The sequence below is a fragment of the Microbacterium meiriae genome (assembly GCF_025143875.1).
In the GTDB taxonomy this organism is placed as follows: Bacteria; Actinomycetota; Actinomycetes; order Actinomycetales; family Microbacteriaceae; genus Microbacterium; species Microbacterium meiriae.
Window position 1 is genome coordinate 171,930 of record NZ_JAMBDU010000003.1, and the last position, 23,527, is coordinate 195,456.

Here is a 23,527-nt window from a genome sequence, read left to right on the forward strand (position 1 = left end):
CGTCGCCTCGTCCTTTCCGCCATCCGCCGAGTCTACGGAGCCGACCCGGGGTGACGCCGCATCAGGCCGTCGCGCGGGTTCAGGCGCGGGCGGGCGTGGGGGCCTGTTCTCGCGGGAATGCCTGTTCTCGCGGGGTCGGTCAGCGCCGCGGGGCGCGCGTGGACCACAGAGTCAGCGCGATGAGGGCCGGCTGGAAGAACAGACGCACGAAGCGCTTCATATCGGTGTCGAGGCCGAAGCCGTCGCGATGATGCATCCACTGGGCCACGTTGCCGGGGAACACCGCGGCGAAGAAGAGAGCGGCGACGGTGCCGACCGAGCGACGGCGGCGACGGGCGAGAAGGAGAGCGGAGCCGAGTGCGACCTCGGCGACGCCGGACGCGAGCACCGTGGTGTCGGGATCGAGCGGCAGCGATTCCGGCACCTGCGCCTGGAATTCCTCGCGGGCGAACGTGAGGTGGGAGACGCCGGCGAACACGAGCGAGGCGCCGAGGAAGATCCGGCCGATGGTGCGGGGAGTCGACATGGTGCGAGTGTACGCCTCGGGGTCTCCGTCAGATCAGGCGGCGAAGTGCTTCTTCGAGGGTGATGCCCTGCGCTTCGGCGCGGTCCCGGAGGCGCGCGTGCTCGTCGGGGGACAGCGGTAGCTGGAGCACGATGGGGTCGTCCTGCGCGAGGTCGAGTCCGTCGAGGAGGTCGGAGGTCTCGGCCCACAGCGGCTGGGCGAAGTCCGCCTCCGCGACGGGCGCCGAGGTGCGGGACGGGGCCGCGGAAGTGGGCGACGGTGCAGCGGCTGCAGCGGCGACCGGGGCGGAGGCCGCGACGGCGGCTCCGGCGTCGGTCGCGCGGGTGAACCCGGGGCCTCGCCGCGGCTCCTGCTTCTGCTGATAGGCCTTGGCGGCGGCGTTCGCGCGCTCGTCGGCGGCCTCGTTCAGGGGGTGACCGGCGTGGCCCTTGACCCAGGAGAACTCGACGTCGCGACCGCGCATGGCCTCGTCGATCCCCTCGAGGAGGTCGCGGTTCAGCACGGGCCCGCCATCGGACTTCCGCCAGCCGCGACGCTTCCAGCCGGGCATCCACTTCGTCACGGAGTCGATCACGTAGCGGCTGTCGCACTCGATGAGCAGCTTCTCGTCGGTGCCGGCCGTCGCCTGGAGCAGCTCGAGGACAGCACGGAGCTCGCCCTGGTTGTTCGTGCCGTGCGGGGAGCCGCCGGCGGCCCAGTTCGCGTCGTCGATGTACCAGGCCCAGCCGTTCGGGCCGGGGTTGCCCAGGGCGGAGCCGTCTGCGGCGGCGGTGATGGTCATCCGTCCACCGTATCGCTGGCCGCGGACGGACTTTCGCGCCGAGGTCGCACGGAACCTCCGGGAACCTGCGACGGGAGTGGGAGAGTGCGACGCCGTGCGGGGTCAGTCCTCGGGGTCGGCGTTCTCGGTGCTCTCGGCCTCGGGAGCGGGTGGGGCGACGGGGAACACGATGGAGCTCACCGAGGAGGGGGTGTCGAGGCCGAGGGTCAGCGGGTCGAGCGCCGGCGCGGTGTCGAGCGTGTCTGCGGCCGAGGTCTCGAGAGGCTCAGAGGGGAGTCCCCACTGCTTCTCTTCTTCCTCAGGTCGCTGCTGGAAGAGTCCCATGCGTCCATTGTGACCCCCGGTCGGCCCGAGGTCGCCGTTTCCCACCGAGGTCGCAGGGATCCGGCGGGCTCCTGCGACGGGAGTGCGAATCTGCGACCGCGGGCTCACGCGTCGCGAGCGGCCTCCCGCACGGCATCGACGAGGGCGCGCCACGGACCGTCCACGGCGGAGTCGGGCAGCTCCCGCTCCCGGCGCTCGGACGGGGTGCGGGCGCGGATGCTCCACACGAAGCGGTCCGCCCCGGGTTCCGTGTCGACGTCGTCATCCCAGGGGCAGCTGTCGATGAGGCCGATCCATTCCTCGGCGTCCGGCGGCTCGGCCTCCACACGCCACTGGCGACGGATGCCGGCGAGACCTCCCGAGCGCACGACGGCGATGACGACGGGGGCGTCAGGCGGAGTCGGGTCCTCGGTCATCCTCATAGACTCCCACGGTCGTCCACGCGCGTCGAGCGGCGGCGACCGTCTCCTGATCGACCGTGGCCGCTGCGGCGACCGTGGCGTCGGCGAACTCGGTGAAGTTCGCGGTGCTCGACAGCCCGCCGGTGAGTGCCCGGTACCAGACTGTCCCGGCGCGCTCCCAGGCGTTGCCGCCGAGGTCGAGGGCGAAGAGGGCGAAGGCGCGGTTCGGGATGCCGGAGTTGATGTGCACGCCCCCGTTGTCCTCGGTGGTGCGCACGAATCCGCTCATGTGGTCGGGCTGCGGGTCTTTCCCGAGTTCATCGTCGTCGTAGGCCGTGCCCGGCGCGATCATGGAGCGCAGGGCTGACCCTTCCACCGCATCGGTGAAGATCTCCGCTCCGATGAGCCAGCTCGCCTGGTCGGCGGACTGCCCCAGGGCGTATTGCTCGGTGAGGGCGCCGAACACGTCGGCCACGGACTCGTTGAGTGCGCCCGGCTGCCCCTGATACTCCAGGTTCGCCGTGTGCTGCACGACACCGTGGGCGAGCTCATGTCCGATCACGGTGAGCGAGCCCGTGAAGTGCTGGAACACCTCGCCGTCGCCGTCGCCGAACACCATGCGCTCGCCGTCCCAGAAGGCGTTGTCGTAGTCGACGCCGTAGTGGACGGTCGCGTCGAGAGGAGCGCCGGCGTCGTCGAGCGAGTTGCGGCCGAACGCGGAGAGCAGCATCTCGAACGTCGCGCCCAGGCCGTCGAAGGCCTCGTTGACCGCGGTGTCGACGACGGGCTCATCGTCTTCCGTGCGGACCACGGCCCCCGGGAGCTGCTGCGTGTTGCCGGCGTCGCTGATCGTGCGGTTCGGCGCATCGGAGAGCTGCGCGACGAGGTCGCCGTTCTCGTCGATGGAGAGGTCGATGCGGGCGCGGAAGGGCGGGCGCCCGGCGGTGAGCGTCTGCCGGGCGGCGGCGGCGGCCTTGGGGAAACGACCCGACTCGGCCAGGCGCGCGAGCAGGTAGGAGGGGACGACGCCGGGGTGCGGGAAGGATTCTGCGCTGCTCATGCGTCGACCCTACGCCGGGGATCGGACAGAGCAGGAGACCCGCTGCCGTTCCGCGAGGACGGCGGGAGCCATGGCAGCGGTGGTCGCGCGAGTGCTAGTCGCCGGATTCCCCACGAGGCGCACCGGGTCCTCGACGTGCCCCGATGAGGAGTAGCACGATTCCCAGCACCGCCAGCAGGATGTTCACGCCGAGGTACACGGCGCCGTCGGCGCCGCCCGCCCGGACGACCGAGAAGGATGCGACCGTCCCGATGACGGCGAGAGCGAGGCACACGAAAGCGACGATCCTCAGCGTGCCGGCCTTCCTCATCTCATCCCTTCCGTCCGGACCCAGCGTAGCCGCGCGGCGCCCGGCACCCCACACGGCAGGAGACCCCCAGGACTGTCGCGTAAAATCGGCCTAATGACCGACGCGCCCGACGCCACTCCCGACCTGGGCCCCGGCATCGACCCCGACGACCTCGCCACCACGCTGCGCGTCCTCGCCGAGCTGCACACGATCGACAACGAGCACCCCGACTTCGTGGCCGTGCGCCACGCGACCGCGGCGATGTTCAAGGCGGTCAAGCGCGTGCGGCGCAAGGAGATCCGGGACGCGATCGCCGAGGCGGACAAGGCCGTCGTCGCTCGCACCGCCACCGGCGCTCCCGACCGCATCGACGACGAGACGCGCGGCAACGATCTCGCCACGAGCGTGGTGGACGCGCCCATCGCCGGCGAGCTCCTCAAACCCCGCAACTGCTACATCTGCAAGCAGCCGTACACGCTCGTCGACGCGTTCTACCACCAGCTCTGCCCTGACTGCGCGCGCTTCAGTCACGGCAAGCGCACCGCCCGCACGGACCTCACCGGCAAGCGCGCTCTGCTCACCGGCGGCCGCGCGAAGATCGGCATGCACATCGCGCTGCGCCTCCTCCGCGACGGCGCGCACACCACGATCACCACCCGGTTCCCGCGCGACGCGGTGCGCCGGTTCTCGGCCCTGCCGGATGCGGGCGACTGGCTGCACCGGCTGCGCGTGGTCGGCATCGACCTCCGCGACCCGGCCCAGGTGATCGGGCTCGCCGACTCGGTCGCCGCGCAGGGGCCCCTCGACATCCTCATCAACAACGCCGCCCAGACGGTCCGCCGCTCGCCGGGAGCCTATTCGCTGCTCGCCGACGCGGAGCTCCAGCCGCTGCCGGACGGGCCGCTGCCGGAGATGGAGACCTTCGGGCACACCGTCGACCCGCACCCGCAGGCGCTGCAGGCCTCGGTCGATTCGCACCCGCTGCTGTCGGTGGCCGCGCTCGGGGGCACGGTCGCAGAGCAGGGGGGACAGGCGCTCACCGCGGAAGACCTCGCACGGCTCGCGATGGCACCGGGCTCGTCCTCGCTGGAGAAGCACGCGGACGGCACGGCGATCGACGCGGGCGGACTCGTGCCGGACGTGAACCGCGTCAACAGCTGGGTGCAGTCCGTGGATCAGGTCGATCCGCTGGAGATGCTCGAGGTGCAGCTCGCCAACACGACCGCGCCGTTCCTGCTCATCAGCCGGCTGCGGGCGTCGATGGCCGCGTCGCCGTCGCGCCGGAAGTACGTCGTGAACGTCTCCGCGATGGAGGGGCAGTTCTCCCGGCGTTACAAGGGTCCAGGCCACCCGCACACGAACATGGCGAAGGCCGCGCTGAACATGCTGACCCGTACGAGCGCGGGGGAGATGCTGGAGACGGACGGCATCCTCATGACCGCCGTCGACACCGGCTGGATCACCGACGAGCGCCCGCACTACACGAAGGTCCGGCTCGCGGAGGAGGGCTTCCACGCCCCGCTCGACCTGGTCGACGGCGCCGCCCGCGTGTACGACCCGATCGTGCGCGGCGAGGCCGGCGAGGACATCCACGGCGTCTTCCTCAAGGACTACGAGCCCAGCCCCTGGTGACGCCCGTTCGACTCCGTTCGAATCGCCTGAATGGTTCTATCCGGAGCCGAAACAGGGCGAATCGCGCGATTCGAAAGCCGGGTCAGCCGGGATAGGGGTGCGGGAACCAGACGGTCACGATGAGGCCGCCGCCGGTGCGGGGGGTCAGCACGAGGGTGCCGCCGTGTGTCTGGGTGATGCGCTGGACGATCGCGAGGCCGAGGCCCACCCCGGCGTGCTCCGCTCCCCGCGTGCGCTCGGTGCCGCGCTGGAAGGGTTCGACGAGCGTGGCGACCTGGGAGGCGGGGAGCTCCGCACCGGTGTTCTCCACGACGAGGGCCACCGCGTCCGGGAGGGAGTGCGTGCGCACCGCGACGGAGCCGCCGCCGTCGCCCCGGTTGTGGACGATCGCGTTGGCGACGAGGTTCATGACGAGTTGCGGCAGCAGGGCGGAGGAGCCGAGCACGGTCGCCGGGACGCCGGAGACCTCAACCTCGACCCCGCGGCGGTCGGCGAGCGGGAGGAGGGCCTCGACGGACTCCTCGGCCAGGAGCGACAGGTCGACGAGCGTCCGCGAGAAGGTGCGCTGATCCGCCCTGCTCAGCAGCAGCAGCGCCTCGGTGAGGTCGATCGCCCGCGTGTTCACCTCGCGGAGCCGGTCGATGAGGGCGTCGACGTCCCGGTCGGGATCGGTGCGGGCCACGTCGAGGAGCGTCTGCGAGATGGCCAAGGGGGTCCGCAGCTCGTGCGAGGCGTTCGCGGCGAAGCGCTGCTGCTCGGAGACGTGCGCCTCCAGCTGCTCCAGCATGGTGTCGAAGACGTCGGCGAGGTCGCGGAACTCGTCGCTCGGGCCCTCCATGCGGATCCGGTGCGACAGCGAGCCCTGGGCCGCGAGCCGGGCCGCGTCGCCGATGCGGTCGAGCGGGGCCAGCATCCGGCCGGCGAGCAGCCACCCGCCGCCGAGACCGATCGCGAGCAGGGCGACCATCACCATCGCGGCGACGGGTACGAACGCCCGGATCAGGTCCGAGCGGTTGGGGACGAAGAACTCGACGACGGGGATCTGCACATCCGGGACGTACCGCAGGAGGTAGAGCGCCACGGCGCCGAGCAGCAGGAGGCCGGAGACGACGACGATGCCCGCGTAACTCAGCGTCAGCTTGAGGCGGACGCTCATCCCGCGCCGCCTACGCATCCGGGTCGGCCCCGATCCGGTAGCCGACGCCGGGCACCGTGAGGATCAGCCACGGCTCGCCGAGGCGCTTGCGCAGCGAGGAGACGGTGATGCGGACGGCGTTCGTGAACGGGTCGGCGTTCTCGTCCCACGCCCGTTCCAGCAGCTCCTCGGCGCTGACCACACCGCCCTCGGCGTCGACGAGCACCTCCAGCACGGCGAACTGCTTGCGGGTGAGGGCGACGTACCGGCCGTCGCGGTAGACCTCGCGGCGGAACGGGTCGAGACGAAGACCGGCGATCTCCAGCACCGGCGGTCGCGCGCGCTGGCGGCGGCGATCGAGGGCGCGCAGCCGCAGCACCAGCTCCCGCAGCTCGAACGGCTTGGTGAGGTAGTCGTCGGCGCCGAGCTCGAACCCGGAGGCCTTGTCGTCCAGCCGGTCGGCGGCCGTGAGCATGAGGATGGGGATGCCGCTGCCCGAGGCGACGATCCAGCGCGCGATGTCATCGCCGGACGGCCCCGGCACGTCGCGGTCGAGGATCGCGATGTCGTACGCGTTGATGCTCAGGAGCTCGAGCGCGGTGTCGCCGTCGCCGGCGATGTCGGCCGCGATCGCCTCGAGCCGCAGCCCGTCGCGGACCGCCTCGGCGAGGTAGGGCTCGTCCTCGACGATCAGCACACGCATGGCAGCGATCCTACGCAGTGCGGCATATCGGCGGTGTATGGAAAACGCCATACGCCCTGGCAACCGCGTCCTCTCTTCACTGGAAGCATGAACGACCTCCACACCCCCCGAGCCGTCCGGGCACGGCGCCGTCGGCGGATCGCCACCACGGCCTCCGTGCTGGCACTCGCCGTGGTCGCCGCCGTCGCCGTGCAGCAGTCGCTCTCGGCCGCGTTCGCCGAGACCGCCCCGATCGTCACGCCCGCCACCACCGGCTCCTCCGGCTCCGACACCGATCCGCATCCGCCGACCACCGGATCGGTGCTCGCCCCGAGCGAGGCGGACGGCGTGATCCGCGACGGCGATCAGCCGACGGTCTTCGACGTCGACAGGATCGCCGTCGGCAACCTCGACCCCGCGCTGCTCGACGCCCTCCAGCGTGCCGCCTCCGATGCCGAGGCCGACGGGGTCACCTTCGTCGTGAACAGCGGATGGCGGTCGGCCACGCTGCAGGAGCAGCTGCTCCGCGACGCCATCGACGACTACGGCTCGGAGGAGGAGGCGCGCCGTTGGGTGGCGACCGCCGAGACCTCGGCGCACGTCTCCGGCGACGCGGTCGACCTCGGTCCGCTCCCCACCCTCGACTGGCTCGCCCAGCGCGGCTGGCGCTACGGGCTCTGCCAGACCTACGCCAACGAGTCCTGGCACTACGAGCTGCGACCGGAGGCTGTCGAGGACGGCTGCCCCGCACAGTACGCCGATGCCACCGAAGACCCGAGGATGCAGCGATGACCGCGGTGCTCCCGGAGGGGGCGACCCTGTCCCGCCTGCACGCACCGACCCTGTCCACCCTTCCGGGTGCCGTCGCCGAGAACCTCCGCCGCGTGCGGGCCGCCGCTGCGGTTCCCGTCATGGCCGTGGTCAAGGCCGACGCCTACGGTCACGGCATGGTGGCGGTGGCGACCGCCGCCGTGGCCGCGGGAGCCGAGTGGCTCGGGGTCACCGACGTCGCCGAGGGGGTCGCGCTGCGCGAGGCCGGCCTGCGCGTGCCGATCCTCGCCTGGCTGCATCCGGCGGGCATCGACGCGCCGCTCGCGGCCGCTGCGGGGGTCGACGTGGCCGTGGGCTCCGTCGCGGAGCTGCGCCAGCTCGCGGCCGATGCCACAGCTTCCGTGCGGGTGCACCTGCACCTCGACACCGGGATGGCGCGCGGAGGGTGCCCCGTGGAGGACTGGGACACTCTGCTGCGCACGGCGAGGGCGGCCCGTGGACGGATCGACGTCGTCGGGGTGATGGGGCACCTCCCCTGCGCGGACGCCGCGGATCCGCGGGCGAACGCGGCCGCGGTGCTGCGGATGCGCCAGGGGAGGGACGCGGTCCTGCGCGCCGGGTTCGGACCGCTGCTCGTGCACCTCGCGGCGACGTCGGGGGCTCTCACGGACCCCGCCACGCACTTCGACATGGTGCGGGTGGGGGCCGCCCTCGTGGGGATCGACCCGTCCGAGACGGTGTCGTTGGTCGGGGCCTCCCGGTTCACCGCGCCCGTGGTGCACAGCGCCGCCGTGCCGGCCGGAACCGTCGTGGGCTACGGGGGCACGCACACGACGGCGACGGCCACGCACCTGAGCGTCGTGGGCGTCGGGTACGCGGACGGCATCCCGCGGGAGGTCGGGCCGGGTGCGGGGGTGGAGATCGGAGGGGAACGGCACCTGATCGTCGGGAGGGTGTCGATGGATCAGATCGTCGTCGACACCGGGGGGAGGGCGTTCCCGCGGGGAGCGGTCGCGACGGTGTTCGGGCCGGACGGCGGCGCAGTGCCGTCGGTGCAGGAGTGGGCGCGGTGGGCGGGCACGATCCCGCACACCATCGTCACGGGCATCGGCCCGCGAGTGAGAAGGAGCGTGGCATGACGATGAAGGTCCTGGTCATCGGAGGGGGACAGAACCCGGAGCACGAGGTATCGCTCGCGTCGGCGGCGGCGGTCGCCGCGGCGCTGCGGTTGGGGGGACACGCCGTCACGACCGTGACGATCGACCGCGACGGCGTGTGGCGCGCGGACGGCATCCCGCCCGGCGTGAGTCCGGCGGCATCGTTGCAGCAGGCCCTGCCGCTGCTCGCGGCGAGCGACGTCGTGTTCCCGGCCGTGCACGGGGCGCTCGGGGAGGACGGCGCCCTCGCGGCGCTGTGCGCGCTCGCCGGGGTCCCCGTGGTCGGATCCGCGCTGGGGGCGGGGGCGATCGGCATGGACAAATGGGCCACGAAGCTGGTGGCCCAGGCCGTGGGGCTGCGGACCGCCAGGGGGCGACTGGTCGCCGCGGAGGACATCGGCGATGTGGAGTTCGACGGCGCGGTGGTGGTCAAGCCGGTCACGGCCGGCTCGAGCCACGGCGTGAGCCTGGTGACGGAGGAGGGCGACCTGCTCACGGCGCTGCGGGGGGCAGCGCGGTTCGACCGGCGGATCCTGGTCGAGGAGGTCGTGCATGCACGGGAGATCGACGTCGCCGTGCTGCGGGAGAAGGGCGGGGTGCGGTGGGCCGCCCCGCCCCTGGAGATCCACGCGCCCGGGCTCTTCGACACCGCGACGAAGTACGACGGCACGGCCCGCTTCACGGTTCCCGCGCAGCTCGATGCGGCCGCCACGTCGGCGCTCAAGCGTGCGGCGATCGCGATGTTCGATGCCCTGGGGTGCGACGGCGTCGCCCGGATGGACTTCTTCCTCACGGACGAGGGCCCTGTGCTCAACGAGGTGAACACGATGCCGGGGCTGACCGCCGCCTCCCAGGTGCCGCGGATGTTCGCGGCGGCCGGGGTGGACTACGTCGACCTCGTGGGCAGGCTCGTCCGAGCGGCCGTGTGAGAGGGGCTCGACACGGCGCGTGCGGAGGCGGATGCTGGGGGCATGGCAGCCTTCACAGCGGAGAACGCGTTCAGCGGTTTCAGCGTCGACGACATCGACGCGGCGAAAGAGTTCTACGGCACGACCCTCGGGCTCGACGTCGAGGTCAACGCGATGGGGTTCCTCGATCTGCGCCTGCCCCGCGGCGGGTCGATCCTCGTCTACGCGAAACCGAACCACACCCCGGCGAGCTTCACGATCCTGAACTTCCCGGTGGCGGACGTCGACGCCGCGGTCGAGGAGCTCAACGAGCGCGGCGTGCAGACGAAGATCTACGGCGACGACGAGTTCCCGTCGGACTCCCGCGGCATCGTCCGCGGGAACGGGCAGGGGCCGGACATCGCGTGGTTCCGCGACCCGGCGGGGAACGTGCTCGCTGTCATGCAGGCCTGACGGGGCCCGCATCGCTCACAGCCGGTCGACCGCCGTCACTGTGACGACCGCCTCGCCCGCTTCGTCCGACGCGGGCGAGGTCGACGGTGGCGCTGATGCCCCAGTCGTGGTCGCCGACCGGGTCGTCGATGATCTGCCGCACCGTCCAGGCGGTCGGACCCTCGGTGAGCAGCAGCATGCGGGAGCTGCGGGCGTCCGGTCCGGTGCCGATGTCGTCGTGCTCGGCGAAGTACGCATCCAGCGCATCCGACCAGGCGGCGGCGCCGAACGACGGGTCGAGCTCGGCCAGCGCATCCACGTCCTCACGCGCGGCGAGCTGCACGCGCCGGAAGAGTTCGTTGCGGACGAGCGTGCGGAAGGCGCGGGTGTTGCTCGTGAGGCGCTTCGGTGCGGGCGGGACGATCGGCTCGTCGGTCTCGCCGCGGGCGGCGGTCCCGGCGGTCAGCTCGCTCCACTCGTCGAGCAGGCTGGAGTCGATCTGGCGCACGAGTTCGCCGAGCCAGGCGATGAGGTCGTGGAGGTCCTCGTCCTTCCGCTCCTCGGGAATCGTCTGGGAGGCGGCGCGGTACGCGTCCGACAGGTACCGCAGGACGACGCCCTCGGAGCGGGCGATCTTGTAGAACGCGACGTACTCGCCGAACGACATGGCCCGCTCGTACATGTCACGGACGACGGACTTCGGGTGCAGGGCGAAGTCCCGGATCCACGGTTGCGCAGCGCTGAACGTCTCGAAGGCGGCGTCGAGGAGCTCCTCCAGGGGCTTCGGGTACGTGATCCCTTCGAGGAGCTCCATGCGCTCGTCGTACTCGATGCCCTCGCGCTTCATCGCGGCGACCGCCTCGCCCCGCGCGAGGAACTCCTGCTGGCTGAGTACGGCGCGCGGATCGTCCAGCGTCGCCTCGACGATCGAGATCATGTCCAGGGCGTACGACCCCGTCCCCACCTGGGTCCCTGAGCCTTCCTGGGCCCCTGAGCCTGTCGAGGGGTGGGTCCCTGAGCCTTCCTGGGTCCCTGAGCCCGTCGAAGGGTGGGTCCCTGAGCCTTCCTGGGTCCCTGAGCCTGTCGAAGGGTCCAGCAGATCGAACGCCGCGAGGGCGAAGGGGGACAGCGGCTGGTTGAGCGCGAAGTTGGGCTGCAGGTCGACCGTGAGCCTGACCCCCTTCGGTGCTCCGGGCACGCCCGTGTCGAACGTCTCCACGACGCCCGATTCCCGGAGCGTCCGGAAGATCGCGAGGGCGCGGAGGGCGAGCGCACGCTGCCGGGCGCGCGGCTCATGGTTGTCGAAGACGAGCCGGCGGACGTTCCCGAACACATCGCCGCCCCGGGCGATGACGTTGAGCAGCATCGCGCTGGTGATCTGCATGTGCGAGGTCAGGGTCTCGGGCGTCGCATCGATGAGCTTCCGGAACGACGGCTCTCCCCACGACACGAACCCGTCCGGGGCCTTCTTGCGGATGATCTTCCGCTTCTTCTTCGGGTCGGCGCCGGCCTTGCGGATCGCGGCGAGGTTCTCCGTCTCGTGCTCGGGCGCCTGGGCGACGACGGTGCCCGCGGTGTCGTAGCCGGCGCGTCCGGCCCGCCCCGCGATCTGATGGAACTCCCGGGCGTTGAGCTGGCGCATCCGGGTGCCGTCGAACTTCGTCAGCGCGGTGAGCAGTACGGTCCGGATGGGGACGTTGATGCCCACGCCGAGCGTGTCGGTGCCGCAGATCACCCGCAGGAGACCGCGCTGGGCCAGCTGTTCGACGAGCCGGCGGTACTTCGGCAGCATGCCGGCGTGGTGCACGCCGATGCCGGCCCGGAGGAAGCGGGAGAGCGTCTTGCCGAACGCCGTCGTGAAGCGGAAGCCGCCGATGAGGGCGGCGATCTCGTCCCGCTGCTCACGCGTCGCGACCTTCGTGCTCGACAGGGCCTGGGCCCGCTCCATGGCGGCCGCCTGCGAGAAGTGCACGATGTAGACCGGGGCCTGTCCCGTGTTCAGCAGGTCGTCGATGGTCTCGTGGATGGGCGTCGTCTCGTAGAAGAAGTGCAGCGGGACCGGGCGCTCCACTCCGGTGACCGAGGCGGTCTCCCGTCCTGTGCGACGCGTCAGGTCGGCGGCGAGGGTGGTGACGTCGCCGAGGGTGGCGGACATCAGCACGAACTGGGCCTGTGGGAGCTCGAGGAGCGGCACCTGCCAGGCCCACCCGCGGTCCGGGTCGCCGTAGAAGTGGAACTCGTCCATGACGACGAGGCCCACGTCGGCGGCATCACCCTGCCGCAGGGCCAGGTTCGCGAGGATCTCGGCGGTGCAGCAGATGATGGGGGCGTCCGCGTTCACGGCGGAGTCTCCCGTCACCATCCCCACGTTCTCGGCGCCGAACACCTCTGCCAGCGCGAAGAACTTCTCGCTGACGAGGGCCTTGATCGGCGCCGTGTAGTAGCTGCGGCGGCCGCCGACCATCGCCGCGAAGTGGGCTCCGACCGCGACGAGCGACTTTCCGGTGCCCGTCGGCGTGGACAGGACGACGTTCGCGCCGGAGACGATCTCGATGAGCGCCTCGTCCTGCGCGGGGTAGAGGCGGATGCCGGTCGACTCCGCCCATTCCACGAACGTCAGGTAGACCGCGTCGGGGTCCGCCGCGTCGGGAACGAGAGAGGGTTCGAGCCGCGGCGTGGGATTCATGGTGCTTCGATCATCCCATCTGCGTCATGTCGCCGATCCCGTGACCCCGAGCGCGGTGAGCAGCTCGTACGCCGTGGAGCGCGCGTGCACGATCACGGTCCCGAGCTGCGACGACGAGGCCGACACCGAGAGCAGGAGCTGGCCATACGGCGCGAGGATGAAGCTCAGCAGGGCCATCTGGTTCTCTCCGATGGACAGCGACACGATGGCCGACAGGGTCGGCTCCGTCCCGCCGGCGATGATCTCGGCTTCGGCTCGCGCGACCCCGAACAGGGAGCCGTTCATCGCCGCGAGCTGCTCGCCGCCGTCCTGGTCGACGCCGAGCGAGGCGATGTGGAGGCCGTCGGCCGTGCCGAGGACCGCGGTCGTCAGCTCCGGGAAGCGCTCCTCCAACTGCTGCAGACGGGTCTGCGCCGACGGGCCGACGATGCGCGACCACAGGGCCCAGTTGCCGGCGACGTCGGGGTGCATGCGGGACGGATCGGGCGTCGCGGCGGCGTCGTGCCGCCGGGCGGGTCCGGTCATGGCTTCTCCTCCGGAAGATCGAGAGCGGCGCCGGCGACACGCATCACGCTGTCGCGGTCGCGCGCGTCGGCCGCGAGGACGCGCGAGGCGGGGATGCCGTGTCGCGCGAGGGGGGCGGCGAGCGCGCGCCGGATATCGCCGATCGCTCGTCCGGCGGTGTGGCTGACGGCGATCACGACGCGATGCTCCTCGCCCGCGAGAACGTCCAGCCACTCGTCGGCGTCGGCGACGAGGGTGTCGCGGTCGCCGCGCAGCCAGAGCAGCACCCGGGTGCCCGGGATCGAGACGCGCTGCCGTGCCGACGCGAAGCGCTGCTGCCCCGGGATGCCGATGAGCGCGATGGAGACCTCGGGCGTCGGCCGCCAGGTCCCGTAGTCGAGCCCGACCGTCGTGGTGGTCTTGCCGTCACCGCTCGCGAACGACATCGGCACGTCGGTGTCCACCGGCGCGACGTCGCTCAGAGCGCGGACCGCGGTCGTCTTGCCCGCGCCCACCGGACCGGCGAAGATCACCCGGTACCGCTGAGGCAGGTCGGTCCGTCGGCGCCGGGGGCGCCTCATCGTCCGCTCCCCGGGACCGGTCTTTCGCTGTCGCCCTCTCCCGAGGCCGCTCCCCACGGCCTCATGGATCACGCGCCGAGGGCGGCGACCCGGCGGTTCACCGAGGAGCGCAGCAGGGCGAGGTTCGTGGCCTGCCGATCGGCGGCCAGGTAGATGAACAGATCGTCGTCGAGCATCTTGAGCAGGTGCAGCTGCGTGTTCAGCGTCAGCAGCATGTCCTCGAGCTCGCCATCGATGCCGAGGGCATCGATCGTGCGCTTCTTGTTCTTCACGATCTCGCTGTTGAACGCGCTCGCGACCTCGAGGTCGAAGTCCGGACGGACGGAGCTCGAGGCGAGCGGCAGTCCTGATTCGAGGTCGACGATCGACGCCCCGATGAATCCGTTGATGTCGCGCTCGATGTCCGCCAGAAGCGTGTTGAGCTGATCTTGCGTGGCCATGGTTCTCCCCAGTCGTCTTCATCGCGCGCAGCAGCGACCGCCCTGTGCGGTCGTCCCCGGCGCCGCGCGACCTGTGAAGTGTATAACGTTACTCGACGAGGGGGCCAGTCTCAGACCGAGGTCGCTGCGCGGAGGGCGATGCGGACCATGTCGCCGAACGTCTGCTCGCGCTCCTGGGCCGTGGTCTCCTCGCCGGTGACGATGTGGTCGCTGACCGTGCAGATCGCGAGGGCGCGGCGCCCGTGGAACGCGGCGAGCGTGTAGAGCCCTGCCGCCTCCATCTCGACGCCGAGGATGCCGTGCCGCACGAAGGGCTCCGTGAGCTCCGGCCGGGTGCTGTAGAACTGGTCGCTCGAGAACAGCGGCCCCACGTGCACCGTGGACGACACCGGCTCCGACTCGCTCGCCTCCACCGCCGCGCGCAGCAGGGCGAAGTCGGCGAGCGGGGCGTAGTCGAGGCCGTGGAAGCGCACGCGGTTGATCCCGGAGTCGGTGCTCGCGCCGTTGGCGATGATGATGTCGCGGACCGCGAGCTTCTCGGTCAGCGCGCCGCAGGATCCGACCCGGACGATCGTCTGCACGTCGTACTCCGTGAACAGTTCCGTCGCGTAGATCGCCATCGACGGCTGCCCCATCCCCGAGCCCTGGACGGAGACCCGATGCCCCTCCCAGGTGCCGGTGAAGCCCAGCATGCCGCGCGTCTCCGAGTACAGCTCGGCGTCGTCGAGGAAGGTCTCGGCGATCCACTTCGCCCGCAGCGGATCGCCGGGGAACAGCACGACGGGGGCGATCTGACCGGGTTCCGCGGCGATGTGGGTGCTCATCCGCTCAGCGTACTCAGCCCTCGCGACGCCGGACGATCTCCCCGATCCAGAGGGGCGCGAAGGGCGAGGTGCAGCCGGGGGCGGTGGGGTAGTCGGCCAGCACCTGGAGCCGTTCTCCGATCTCCACCGCCCGTCCCCGCAGGTCCGGATGGAAGATGCCGATGTTCGCGAGGGTCTCGTTCATGGCCCACTGCAGGCGCGGCGGGGCCTGCTGCAGGTCGCGGTCGATCAGGTCGAGCAGGTGCGGCAGGTCGAGACCGTCGGCGTCCTTCGTCACCCGGACCGTCGTCAGCGACCACGCGGCGGCCGCGACGGTGGGATCCGCGTCGTCGAACCAGCGCCGGCGCAGCTCCTCGGCGAGGGGCGACTTCTTGAGCACGTAGTTCACGAACCAGTCGTTCACCTTGGGCGGCCGCGTCTCGCGCAGCATCGTGTCGAGCTCGTCGGCGGTGAAGTCGGCCGGACGGCACACGAGCAGGGCCAGGAGCCGGGCGGACGTCTCGCTGGTCGCCCACAGCTCCCGCGCCAGGGCCTGGTCCGTCTTGATGCGCTTCGCGAGGGCGCGCATGCGGCTCAGGTTGATGCCGTGGTCGTCGCCGCGCTTCTCGTTCGCCGCGCGCTGCTTCGGGTCCTCCAGCGCCGCGAGCTCCGCCAGCGCCTCCTCGACTGTCATCCCGCCAGGGTAACCCCGCCGACCCACCCCTTTCGGTGCGCCCCGGCCCGTTGCGAACGCACAGAGGGGGCCGGGAGGTGCGAAAGGGGGTGGGTCGGTACTCAGTCTTCGTCAAGGAGCTCGCCGCGGATGCGACGGAGGTCTTCCATGAGGGAGCCGATGAGGATCCAGTGCTGCGAGGACGGCGGACGGATCACGAGCGGAGCGGTCAGCGCGGGGATGGCGGAGGTCAGCGGTTCGGGCTCTGCGGCGGGAGCCGTGGTCTGCACCGCGAGACGCACGTCGTGCCCGGCCCGGCGGAGCTGCTCGGCGATCGCGGCCACCGCGGGCTCTTCGCCGAGCCGGTCGTCGTAGTGGTCGAAGTAGGCCCGCGTCATGCCGATGGTCTGCGTGACGATGGGCGAGAGCCGGTCGAGCAGCGCCCTCAGCTCCTGCAGGTCGGCGCGGTGGGTCGAGCGCCGGGGGTTCAGCGTGAGCGACTCCTCCCCGGCGGCGATCGCGGCTTCGGCGGCGTCCTTCATGGGTCGCAGCAGCCGCACCTCGAGCATGAGCTCCTGCAGCCGCGCCGGAGTCTGCGGGGCGGGCAGGGCGTCCGCGAGGCGGTCGAGGCTCGCGGCGAGCTCCCGTCCGAGCAGCCCCACATCCCGCCGCGCCGGCTCGACGAGCACCGGTGGCACGATCAGCGCATTCACGACGATGCCGATCACCACCCCGATGAGGGTCTCCCCGATCCGGGCGATCGCGTACTCCGGACTCGACGACCCGAGCGCCAGCACGAGCATCGCCGAGATCGCGACCTGGTTGCCGGTGCCGGGGGACGCCCGGAAGATCCATGCCACGAGCATCGCGACGACGATCGCGAGCAGCACGATCCAGCTCGGCGAGCCGAGGAGCAGGCCGAGGCCGACAGCGATCACCACGCCGACGATCACGCCGATGCTGCGCTCCAGCGCCTTCGACAGCGACTGGTTGACGCTGGGCTGCACGACCAGCAGCGCGGCGATCGCGGCGAACACCGGCAGCTGCCCGGGGAAGACCAAGCCCGCGATCAGCCACGCGGCGATGGTCGCCGCGGCCGACTTCACCACCTGCAGCAGGGGGGAGCGCTGGGAGGCGCGGATCGCGGCGGGGATGCGCATGACCTCCACGGTAGTCGCGCCGATGTCAACCCCATCGCCGATCTCGCCCGCAGCGGGCTGAATGGAAGCACACGAACGACGAACAAGTGAGGAGCATCCCCATGGTGCAGATCATCGAGACCATCGACGTCGACGTTCCCGTCCGCACGGCGTACAACCAGTGGACGCAGTTCGAGAGCTTCCCGAAGTTCCTCGACGAGGTCGTCTCCATCACGCAGATCGACGCGACCCACACGCACTGGAAGGTGAACGTGGGGGGCGCGGAGCGTGAGTTCGACGCCGAGATCACCGAGCAGCACCCGGATGAGCGCGTCGCGTGGAACAGCGTCGGCGGCGAGACCGAGCACGCGGGCGTCGTGACGTTCCACAAGATCGACGAGAACACCACGCGTGTGACCGTCCAGCTCGACTGGGCGCCGGAGGGACTCCTGGAGAAGGTCGGTGCCCTGGTCGGCGCCGGATCCCACGCGGTGAAGAAGGACCTGAAGAACTTCAAGGAGTTCATCGAGGGCCGTGGCGTCGAGACCGGCGCCTGGCGCGGTGACGTGGACGCCTGACGCATCCTCTTCGAGGCCCGGATCGCTGCGCGCGGCCCGGGCCTCGTCGCGTGTGAGGGCTGCGGGCGTCGGAGGGGCGTGCTTGCATGGGCGCATGGACACGAGGGAGCGTCTGCGCGGCGAGGGGCGTGCCGTGCTCGCGACCGTGGTCTGCTTCGTCGGGGGAGCTCTCGCTGGGGCGCTGCTCCTCGCCGGCCCGCCGCGGCCGCTGACGGGTGAGGGAGGACTGGCGCTGCCCGCTGCGGGGGTCGCCGGCGGTGTCGCGGCCCTGGCCTTCGTCGTCAGCACTCTCCTGCATCGTCGCGATGAGGCAGCCGCGATGCCGCGCTGGCAACGGGTCGTGTCGCGCCTCTCGGCCGCCGCCCTCACCGTCGCGTTCGGGGCGGTGACGGCGATGGGTGTGCTGCTCACGGCCGAGGTGCTCGCGGCGGGCCTGCGCGGCCTCGCGCTGGGAGCCATCGGCGGCGGGCTGCTCACGGGGGTCGCGTCCGCGGTCGGCGGACGACTCGCCTTCGGTGCGGGAATCGGGCTCCGGACCGCGGACCTCGCCGGGCTCCTGTTCGGGTTCCTCGTGATCGGCACGCTGTTCGCGATGGTGACCGCCGTCGACCCCCGGTGGTGGGAGGAGAACTTCTCGCAGCTCGGGGTGGGGTGGGCGTTCAACGGCACCCTCGTCGTCGCCGGGCTGCTGGTCGCCACCGTCGGCTCGTACATCGGTCGCGATCTGCATCGGCTGCTCGGGGACCACGCGCTGTCCCGGATCGCGACCGTGGTCGTGCTGTGGGCGGCGGCCGGACTCGCTCTCGCCGCGGTCGGGCTCCTGCCGCTGTATCGAGCCCCCGTGCCGCACGACATCGCAGCCGTCGCGGCGCTGCTCCTCTTCCTCGGGGCTGCCGCGGCGACGACTTTGATCGTCCCCGGTCGGCCCCTGGCCCTCGTGGTGACCTCCGTCGCCGTCGGGGTGCTCGTGGTCGGGGCCGTGCTGCTGTGGTGGCCGCTCGGCTTCTTCCCGGTGACCGCGGTGGAGGCGGTCGTCGTCGGGCTCGGACTGCTGTGGATGACGACGCTCGTGCGGGTGCTCGCGATCGTCGTGCCGGAGGGGACCCGTCCGTCCGCGCGGCCCTCGCTCTGGGAGGGCGGGCGTTCGCGCGGGCTCAGGCGGGTGGGTGGACCAGGAGCCTGATGCGGCGCGGGAGCCTGCGTCGGCGTAGGGAGGTCGGCGGGGAGAGGGCGCGGAAGATAGGGCATCCGTCCGATGTCGAGGGGGCACCTCAGAGCGGAGTGTAGGGATACACCGAACCGTCGAGGAGACATCATGTTCGAGCACCCCTCCCTCATCCATCAGGTCACCGTCTTCGAGCAGGAGCAGATCGAGCGCGCGGTCGCCCGGCGCCGGATGCTCATCGAGCACGCGGACCAGATCGTGCCGCGTCCTGCGGGTCCGCTGCGCCGGCTGCTGCGCCTCGGACGCGGGCGAGCGTCGGCGCCGCAGGCTCCGCGCACAGCGGCGTGCGATCCGGCCGTCGCCCGATGACGGACGGCGTCGTCCTGTCCTTCCCCGGCCCTCCGGATGTCCGCGGGCAGTGGCACGATGGGTCCATGGCCCCAGCCCCCACCGCCGCGATGGTCGGGCGTGATGCCGAGCTCGCCGGGATGCGCCGCCTGTTCGACGGCGTGCGCCAGGGTGTGCCCGCCGCGCTGCTCGTGGAGGGCGAGGCGGGTATCGGCAAGTCCCGGCTGGTGCGGGAGTTCAGCGCCGAGATCGCGACCGCGGCCGACGTGCACGGGGGCTGGTGTCTCGACCTCGGCACCTCGCGCGCCCCGTTCGGCCCGCTCGCCGGCATCCTCCGCTCGCTCGTGGAGCGGCTGGGCGCGGAGCGTGTGCGCGAGGCGGTCGGCGTGGGCGTCGAGGCGCTCGGCATGCTGCTGCCCGAGCTCGTCGACGCCCCCGCCGCTCGCGACCGCACCAGCCCCGAACGCCTGCGCGACGCGATCGCCTCCCTCATCGAGGCCGCCACGGAGCTGGCGCCGCAGGTCATCGTCGTCGAAGACCTGCACTGGGCCGACGACTCGACCCTCGCGATCCTCTCCTTCCTGCTGCGCACGCTCGACCGCGGCCGCCTCCTGCTGCTCATCACCTGCCGCACCGACGATGTGCGCCGAGGCGACGCGGTGAGCCGGTTCATCGGCGAGGCCACGAGGGCGCGACTGCTCGAACGGATGACCGTGCCGCGCCTCGACGACCATGCGGTCGGCGAGCTGGTCGCACAGATCACGGGACGCGCGCCGACCGCGACGGCGCTGGAGCGGCTGCAGGTGCGCGCGGAGGGCGTCCCCTTCTTCGTCGAGGAGATCGCCGGGTGCGCCCAGGGCCCCCTGCCGGAGAGCCTGCGCGACCTGCTGCTCGCCCGCTTCGACCGCCTCGGCGACGACGCGCGCCGGGTGGTGCAGGTGATGTCCGGCGCCGAGCGGCCGCTCACGGATCCGCTGCTGCTGCGCCTCGTCGACCTTCCGGAGGATCGTGTCGAAGACGCCGTCCGTGAGGCCGTGCGCAGCGGCATCATCGTCGTCGGCGAGGACGACTACCGGTTCCGCCACGCTCTGCTGCGGGAGGCCGTGCACGGCGACCTGCTCCCCGGCGAGAGGGCGCGGCTGCACCGGGCCTACGCCGAGGCGTTGGAGGAGGGCAGGGGCGACGACGCGGCGGCGTCGGCCTACCACTGGCAGCTCGCGCAGGACGATCGTCGTGCGATCGCGGCCGCCGCCGACGCCATGCGGCAGGCGAAGGCCCAGTACGCCTTCGCCAGCGCGGCGCGGTTCGGGGAGCTCGTCCTCGAGCTCTGGCCGCTCGTGCCTGACGCGGCGGAGGCGACGGGCTTCGCGCGTCTCGACCTCCTCCACGTGCTCGGGTCGGTCCTGCGCAACGCCGGCGACGGGGAGCGCGCGCTCGCGGTCGCCAACGTCGCGCTGAGCGAGGTCGACGCGGCGACGGTCGACCCGCGACTGCACGCCCGGCTGCTGCGCAACAAGGCGCTGTACCTCGTCAACCTCGGGCGTCTCGGAGCCGTCCCGTTGCTTCAGGAGGCGCTGGCGCTCGCCGAGCGGGTCGACGACGACGTGTTCCGTGCGGAACTGCTGAATCAGCTCGCGAGTCGTCGCATGATCGCGGGTGACCGGGAGGAGGCCATCCGCCTCGCCGACGAGGCGGAGCGCCGGGCGGCGGGCGCCCCGACGACGGACCAGCTCTCGATCGCCGCGAACGTCCGTGGCGGGTCGCTGGCGCACCTCGGACGGGTCGCGGAGGGGGTGCGCGAGTACCGACGGGCACGCGACCTCGCCGCCGGATCGACGGCCGAGATGCGTTACCGCGTCAACTACTCCGACCTGCTGACGCTGCTGGGCCGCTACCGGGAGGCCGTCGCCGTCGCCGAGGAGGGTCTGCGGCGAGCCCGTGAGCTCCGCGTCGAGCGCACCTCGGGCTCGATCATGGCGCAGAACATGATCGTGCCGTTGCTCGAGCTCGGGGAGATCGACCAGGTCGAGGACATGCTGGCCCGCGATTTCCTGCAGGGCACGCTGCGGGTGTTCCGGATGTACGTGAGCATGACCCGGGTGCGGGTGCTCGCCTGGCGGGGCCGGGCCGCGGAAGCCGCGGAGACCCTGCGGGAGTGGCTGCCGGCGTTCGAGGAGACGGGGGTCTCGGAGCGGCAGATCTGGTACGACCGGATCACGATGCAGGTCGCCGTCGCCGAGAGTCAGGGCGACCTCCGCGGAGCGCTCGACGTGATCTTGGCGATGCTGGAGGACGAGCGTCCGGCGTTGCTGCATCAGCGGCGGCTGCTCCTGGAGGCGGGGGCCCTCGTGACGGCGCTGCGTGCGGGCGGGGCGGACGTCGATGCGGCGGTCGCGGCGGTGCGGACGGCCTGGGAGGCGCAGCCGCCGGAACTCCAGGACGACGCGTGGTCGACGGTGCTGCACGCCCTTCTCGAACCGGAGCCGGCGGTGGTCGACGAGGCGCTGGTGTGTGCGGACGGGGACGACGTTCCGGTGACGTTCCGGGTGGTGCTCCGGCTCGAGCGGGCCCGGCTGCACGTCGCCGCCGGGGAGCGCGCCGAGGCGGCTGCCGTGCTGGCCACGGCGACGGCGATCGCCGAGCGACTCGGCCACGTGCCGCTGCAGAAGGCACTGACACGGTTCGGCGATGCGTCCGGGGTGCGTCCGACCGCACCCCGCGAGGCTGACGCGGAGCAGCTGACGGCCAGGGAGCGGCAGGTACTCGCCCTGATCGCTGAGGGCCTGAGCAACCGCCAGATCGGGGAGCGCCTGTTCATCAGTGTGAAGACCGTCAGCGTGCACGTCTCGGCGGTGCTGCGCAAACTCGGTGTCAGCACGCGCACCGAGGCGGCACTCGCCCATCGCACGGCCGAAGAGGCGGCATCCGGTCAGTCGGCCGTGGTAGCGTGACCGAGCATGCATGTCGGATCATCGGCATGATGCAGGCCGCGCGAGCGGCCGGTCAACAGAAAGTAGAAAACACATGGCCACTGGCACTGTGAAATGGTTCAACGCAGAGAAGGGCTTCGGCTTCATCGCTCCCGATGACGGCACCGAAGACCTCTTCGCCCACTACTCGGCTATCGCCGGCTCCGGTTTCAAGGAGCTCCGCGAGAACCAGAAGGTCGAATTCGACGCTGAGCGTGGCCCCAAGGGCATGCAGGCGGCGAACATCCGCGCTCTCTGAGCGTGCGCTGACTTCCTGAAGCCGGCCGGATCCGTACGGGTCCGGCCGGCTTTTTCGTTGCCCCGACACCTTCGAATCGCCCACTTTGCGGCATCCGGGCGCCGGATGGGACAAGGTGAGCGATTCGAAACGGGAGTGAGGCAGTCCTAACCTCCGTGTTAGATTAGGCGAGGCTTACCAAAGGCCGGACGCTCTCGCGTCGACACCCCATCTCCCATCCCGAAGGGAACGCCTGTGCGCACCTCTCGACTTCTCGCCCTCGGCGCGGCCGCCGCGCTCGCCGTGGCGCTCTCCGCCTGCTCGTCCTCCGCGCCGGAGTCGACCGCGTCCGCCGGGAGCAACCCGGCCTCTGACGACGCGTTCCCCGTCACCATCGAGCACGTCTACGGCGAGACGACCATCGACGAGAAGCCCGAGCGCGTGGCCACCATCGCGTGGGCGAACCACGAGGTGCCGCTGGCCCTCGGCATCGTCCCGGTCGGCATGAGCAAGGCCACCTGGGGCGACGACGACGACAACGGCATCCTCCCCTGGGTCGAGGAGAAGCTCGACGAGCTCGGTGGCGAGACCCCGGTGCTCTTCGACGAGACCGACGGCATCGACTACGAGGCCGTGGCCGACACCGAGCCCGACGTCATCCTCGCCGCCTACTCCGGCCTCACGCAGGAGGAGTACGACACGCTCTCCAAGATCGCCCCGGTCGTCGCCTACCCCGACGTCGCGTGGGGCACGTCCGTCGACGACATGGTCGAGATGAACTCCAAGGCCCTGGGGCTCGAGGCTGAGGGCGAGGCCCTGATCGAGGACCTGCACGCCGACGCCGACGCGGCCCTCGCGGCCAACAGCGCGCTCGAGGGCAAGAAGGTGCTGTTCGCCTACTTCGACCCGAGCGACCTGAGCCAGATCGGCTACTACACCGCGGCCGACACGCGCCCCGGCTACCTGCACGACCTCGGCCTGCCGCTCCCCGCGATCGTGGAGGAGAACGAGGACAGCGACCAGTTCTACCTGCAGGTGAGCGCCGAGGAGGCGCAGAAGTTCGACGACGTCGACGTGCTCGTGACCTACGGCGACGACTCCACCCTCGCCACGCTGCAGGCCGACCCGCTGCTGTCGAAGATCCCGGCCATCGCGGAGGGCCGCGTCGCGATCCTCCCGGACGCCACCCCCATCGCCGCATCGGCGAACCCGTCGGCGCTGTCGATCCCGTGGGGTCTCGAGGACTACCTGGCCATCCTCGCCGCGCCGCTCGCGAAGTAAGCTCCGCGTCCGCCCCCCAGCGGA

26 protein-coding genes are annotated in these 23,527 nt (G+C 71.5%); 11 read left to right on the forward strand and 15 right to left on the reverse strand.

All coding sequences use genetic code 11. From position 1 onward, the window contains the following. Nucleotides 1-139: 139 nt before the first annotated feature. From M4D53_RS03310 to M4D53_RS03335, 6 genes are all read right to left on the reverse strand, one after another. Nucleotides 140-526 (reverse strand): DoxX family protein, encoded by a 387-nt coding sequence (locus M4D53_RS03310; protein ID WP_259951884.1) that lies wholly within the window; start codon nt 524-526, stop codon nt 140-142. A 28-nt stretch (nt 527-554) separates the two neighbouring features. Continuing rightward, complete coding sequence (locus M4D53_RS03315) at nt 555-1,307, reverse strand: ribonuclease H family protein (RefSeq protein WP_259951886.1); 753 nt, start codon at nt 1,305-1,307, stop codon at nt 555-557. A gap of 102 nt (nt 1,308-1,409) precedes the next feature. Then, nucleotides 1,410-1,631, reverse strand: a complete 222-nt coding sequence (locus M4D53_RS03320; protein ID WP_259951888.1) for a hypothetical protein — start codon at nt 1,629-1,631, stop codon at nt 1,410-1,412. Between the two features lie 104 nt (nt 1,632-1,735). Next, nucleotides 1,736-2,047: a protealysin inhibitor emfourin gene (locus tag M4D53_RS03325; protein ID WP_187663015.1), complete on the reverse strand. Its 312-nt coding sequence runs from the start codon at nt 2,045-2,047 to the stop codon at nt 1,736-1,738. Beyond that, on the reverse strand, nt 2,022-3,092 hold the full coding sequence (locus M4D53_RS03330) for a M4 family metallopeptidase (protein ID WP_259951891.1): 1,071 nt from the start codon (nt 3,090-3,092) through the stop codon (nt 2,022-2,024). The genes M4D53_RS03325 and M4D53_RS03330 overlap by 26 nt, the downstream gene beginning before the upstream one ends. Before the next feature lie 94 nt (nt 3,093-3,186). Then, nucleotides 3,187-3,402 (reverse strand): hypothetical protein, encoded by a 216-nt coding sequence (locus M4D53_RS03335; RefSeq protein ID WP_259951893.1) that lies wholly within the window; start codon nt 3,400-3,402, stop codon nt 3,187-3,189. A 93-nt stretch (nt 3,403-3,495) separates the two neighbouring features. Between M4D53_RS03335 and M4D53_RS03340 the strand changes: the two genes are divergently transcribed. Beyond that, complete coding sequence (locus M4D53_RS03340; RefSeq protein ID WP_187663018.1) at nt 3,496-5,013, forward strand: SDR family NAD(P)-dependent oxidoreductase; 1,518 nt, start codon at nt 3,496-3,498, stop codon at nt 5,011-5,013. Between the two features lie 82 nt (nt 5,014-5,095). Here M4D53_RS03340 and M4D53_RS03345 read toward each other — a convergent pair whose 3' ends face one another. Both M4D53_RS03345 and M4D53_RS03350 read right to left on the reverse strand, forming a co-directional pair. Further along, on the reverse strand, nt 5,096-6,169 hold the full coding sequence (locus M4D53_RS03345) for a sensor histidine kinase (RefSeq protein ID WP_311198654.1): 1,074 nt from the start codon (nt 6,167-6,169) through the stop codon (nt 5,096-5,098). A 10-nt stretch (nt 6,170-6,179) separates the two neighbouring features. Further along, entirely contained in the window at nt 6,180-6,851 is a 672-nt protein-coding gene (locus tag M4D53_RS03350) for a response regulator transcription factor (RefSeq protein WP_259951898.1), read from the reverse strand. Between the two features lie 87 nt (nt 6,852-6,938). Between M4D53_RS03350 and M4D53_RS03355 the strand changes: the two genes are divergently transcribed. The 4 genes from M4D53_RS03355 to M4D53_RS03370 are packed head-to-tail and all read left to right on the forward strand — an operon-like array spanning nt 6,939 to nt 10,119. Beyond that, a complete protein-coding gene (locus M4D53_RS03355) occupies nt 6,939-7,622 on the forward strand; it encodes a M15 family metallopeptidase (RefSeq protein WP_259951900.1) in 684 nt (227 codons plus the stop codon). Continuing rightward, nucleotides 7,619-8,740: an alanine racemase gene (gene alr, locus M4D53_RS03360; RefSeq protein ID WP_259951909.1), complete on the forward strand. Its 1,122-nt coding sequence runs from the start codon at nt 7,619-7,621 to the stop codon at nt 8,738-8,740. Before M4D53_RS03355 ends, alr begins: the two co-directional genes overlap by 4 nt. Further along, entirely contained in the window at nt 8,737-9,687 is a 951-nt protein-coding gene (locus M4D53_RS03365) for a D-alanine--D-alanine ligase family protein (protein ID WP_259951911.1), read from the forward strand. Before alr ends, M4D53_RS03365 begins: the two co-directional genes overlap by 4 nt. Nucleotides 9,688-9,729: 42 nt before the next feature. Beyond that, nucleotides 9,730-10,119 carry a VOC family protein gene (locus tag M4D53_RS03370; RefSeq protein ID WP_101847682.1) on the forward strand — a complete coding sequence of 130 codons (390 nt, stop codon included), beginning with the start codon at nt 9,730-9,732 and terminating at the stop codon, nt 10,117-10,119. Here M4D53_RS03370 and M4D53_RS03375 read toward each other — a convergent pair. The 7 genes from M4D53_RS03375 to M4D53_RS03405 all read right to left on the reverse strand — a co-directional run bounded on the left by M4D53_RS03375 (nt 10,106) and on the right by M4D53_RS03405 (nt 16,945). Beyond that, a complete protein-coding gene (locus M4D53_RS03375) occupies nt 10,106-12,784 on the reverse strand; it encodes a DEAD/DEAH box helicase (protein WP_259951914.1) in 2,679 nt (892 codons plus the stop codon). The genes M4D53_RS03370 and M4D53_RS03375 overlap by 14 nt on opposite strands. 24 nt (nt 12,785-12,808) lie before the next feature. Then, the gene (locus tag M4D53_RS03380; protein ID WP_187663025.1) at nt 12,809-13,309 is read right to left on the reverse strand and encodes a roadblock/LC7 domain-containing protein; all 501 of its coding nucleotides are present in this window, start codon (nt 13,307-13,309) and stop codon (nt 12,809-12,811) included. Further along, a complete protein-coding gene (locus tag M4D53_RS03385; RefSeq protein WP_187663026.1) occupies nt 13,306-13,869 on the reverse strand; it encodes a GTP-binding protein in 564 nt (187 codons plus the stop codon). The genes M4D53_RS03380 and M4D53_RS03385 overlap by 4 nt, the downstream gene beginning before the upstream one ends. Before the next feature lie 68 nt (nt 13,870-13,937). Next, the gene (locus M4D53_RS03390) at nt 13,938-14,309 is read right to left on the reverse strand and encodes a roadblock/LC7 domain-containing protein (RefSeq protein WP_187663027.1); all 372 of its coding nucleotides are present in this window, start codon (nt 14,307-14,309) and stop codon (nt 13,938-13,940) included. Nucleotides 14,310-14,419: 110 nt separating this feature from the next. Next, a complete protein-coding gene (deoD, locus tag M4D53_RS03395) occupies nt 14,420-15,133 on the reverse strand; it encodes a purine-nucleoside phosphorylase (protein WP_187663028.1) in 714 nt (237 codons plus the stop codon). Nucleotides 15,134-15,146: 13 nt separating this feature from the next. Then, entirely contained in the window at nt 15,147-15,806 is a 660-nt protein-coding gene (locus tag M4D53_RS03400) for a DNA alkylation repair protein (protein WP_259951917.1), read from the reverse strand. Between the two features lie 101 nt (nt 15,807-15,907). Then, nucleotides 15,908-16,945 (reverse strand): FUSC family protein, encoded by a 1,038-nt coding sequence (locus M4D53_RS03405; protein ID WP_259951919.1) that lies wholly within the window; start codon nt 16,943-16,945, stop codon nt 15,908-15,910. Nucleotides 16,946-17,046: 101 nt separating this feature from the next. On the opposite strand from M4D53_RS03405, the gene M4D53_RS03410 reads away from it, so the two are divergent. The 6 genes from M4D53_RS03410 to M4D53_RS03440 all read left to right on the forward strand — a co-directional run bounded on the left by M4D53_RS03410 (nt 17,047) and on the right by M4D53_RS03440 (nt 23,503). After that, nucleotides 17,047-17,502, forward strand: a complete 456-nt coding sequence (locus M4D53_RS03410; RefSeq protein WP_187663031.1) for an SRPBCC family protein — start codon at nt 17,047-17,049, stop codon at nt 17,500-17,502. Nucleotides 17,503-17,596: 94 nt separating this feature from the next. Next, nucleotides 17,597-18,685 (forward strand): hypothetical protein, encoded by a 1,089-nt coding sequence (locus M4D53_RS03415; RefSeq protein ID WP_259951920.1) that lies wholly within the window; start codon nt 17,597-17,599, stop codon nt 18,683-18,685. Nucleotides 18,686-18,817: 132 nt separating this feature from the next. Next, nucleotides 18,818-19,036 carry a hypothetical protein gene (locus tag M4D53_RS03420; protein ID WP_187663032.1) on the forward strand — a complete coding sequence of 73 codons (219 nt, stop codon included), beginning with the start codon at nt 18,818-18,820 and terminating at the stop codon, nt 19,034-19,036. A gap of 65 nt (nt 19,037-19,101) precedes the next feature. Beyond that, nucleotides 19,102-21,966 (forward strand): helix-turn-helix transcriptional regulator, encoded by a 2,865-nt coding sequence (locus M4D53_RS17490; RefSeq protein WP_311198655.1) that lies wholly within the window; start codon nt 19,102-19,104, stop codon nt 21,964-21,966. Nucleotides 21,967-22,039: 73 nt separating this feature from the next. Then, nucleotides 22,040-22,243 (forward strand): cold-shock protein, encoded by a 204-nt coding sequence (locus tag M4D53_RS03435; protein ID WP_025104028.1) that lies wholly within the window; start codon nt 22,040-22,042, stop codon nt 22,241-22,243. Between the two features lie 234 nt (nt 22,244-22,477). Continuing rightward, nucleotides 22,478-23,503, forward strand: a complete 1,026-nt coding sequence (locus M4D53_RS03440) for an iron-siderophore ABC transporter substrate-binding protein (protein WP_259951930.1) — start codon at nt 22,478-22,480, stop codon at nt 23,501-23,503. Nucleotides 23,504-23,527: the final 24 nt, after the last annotated feature.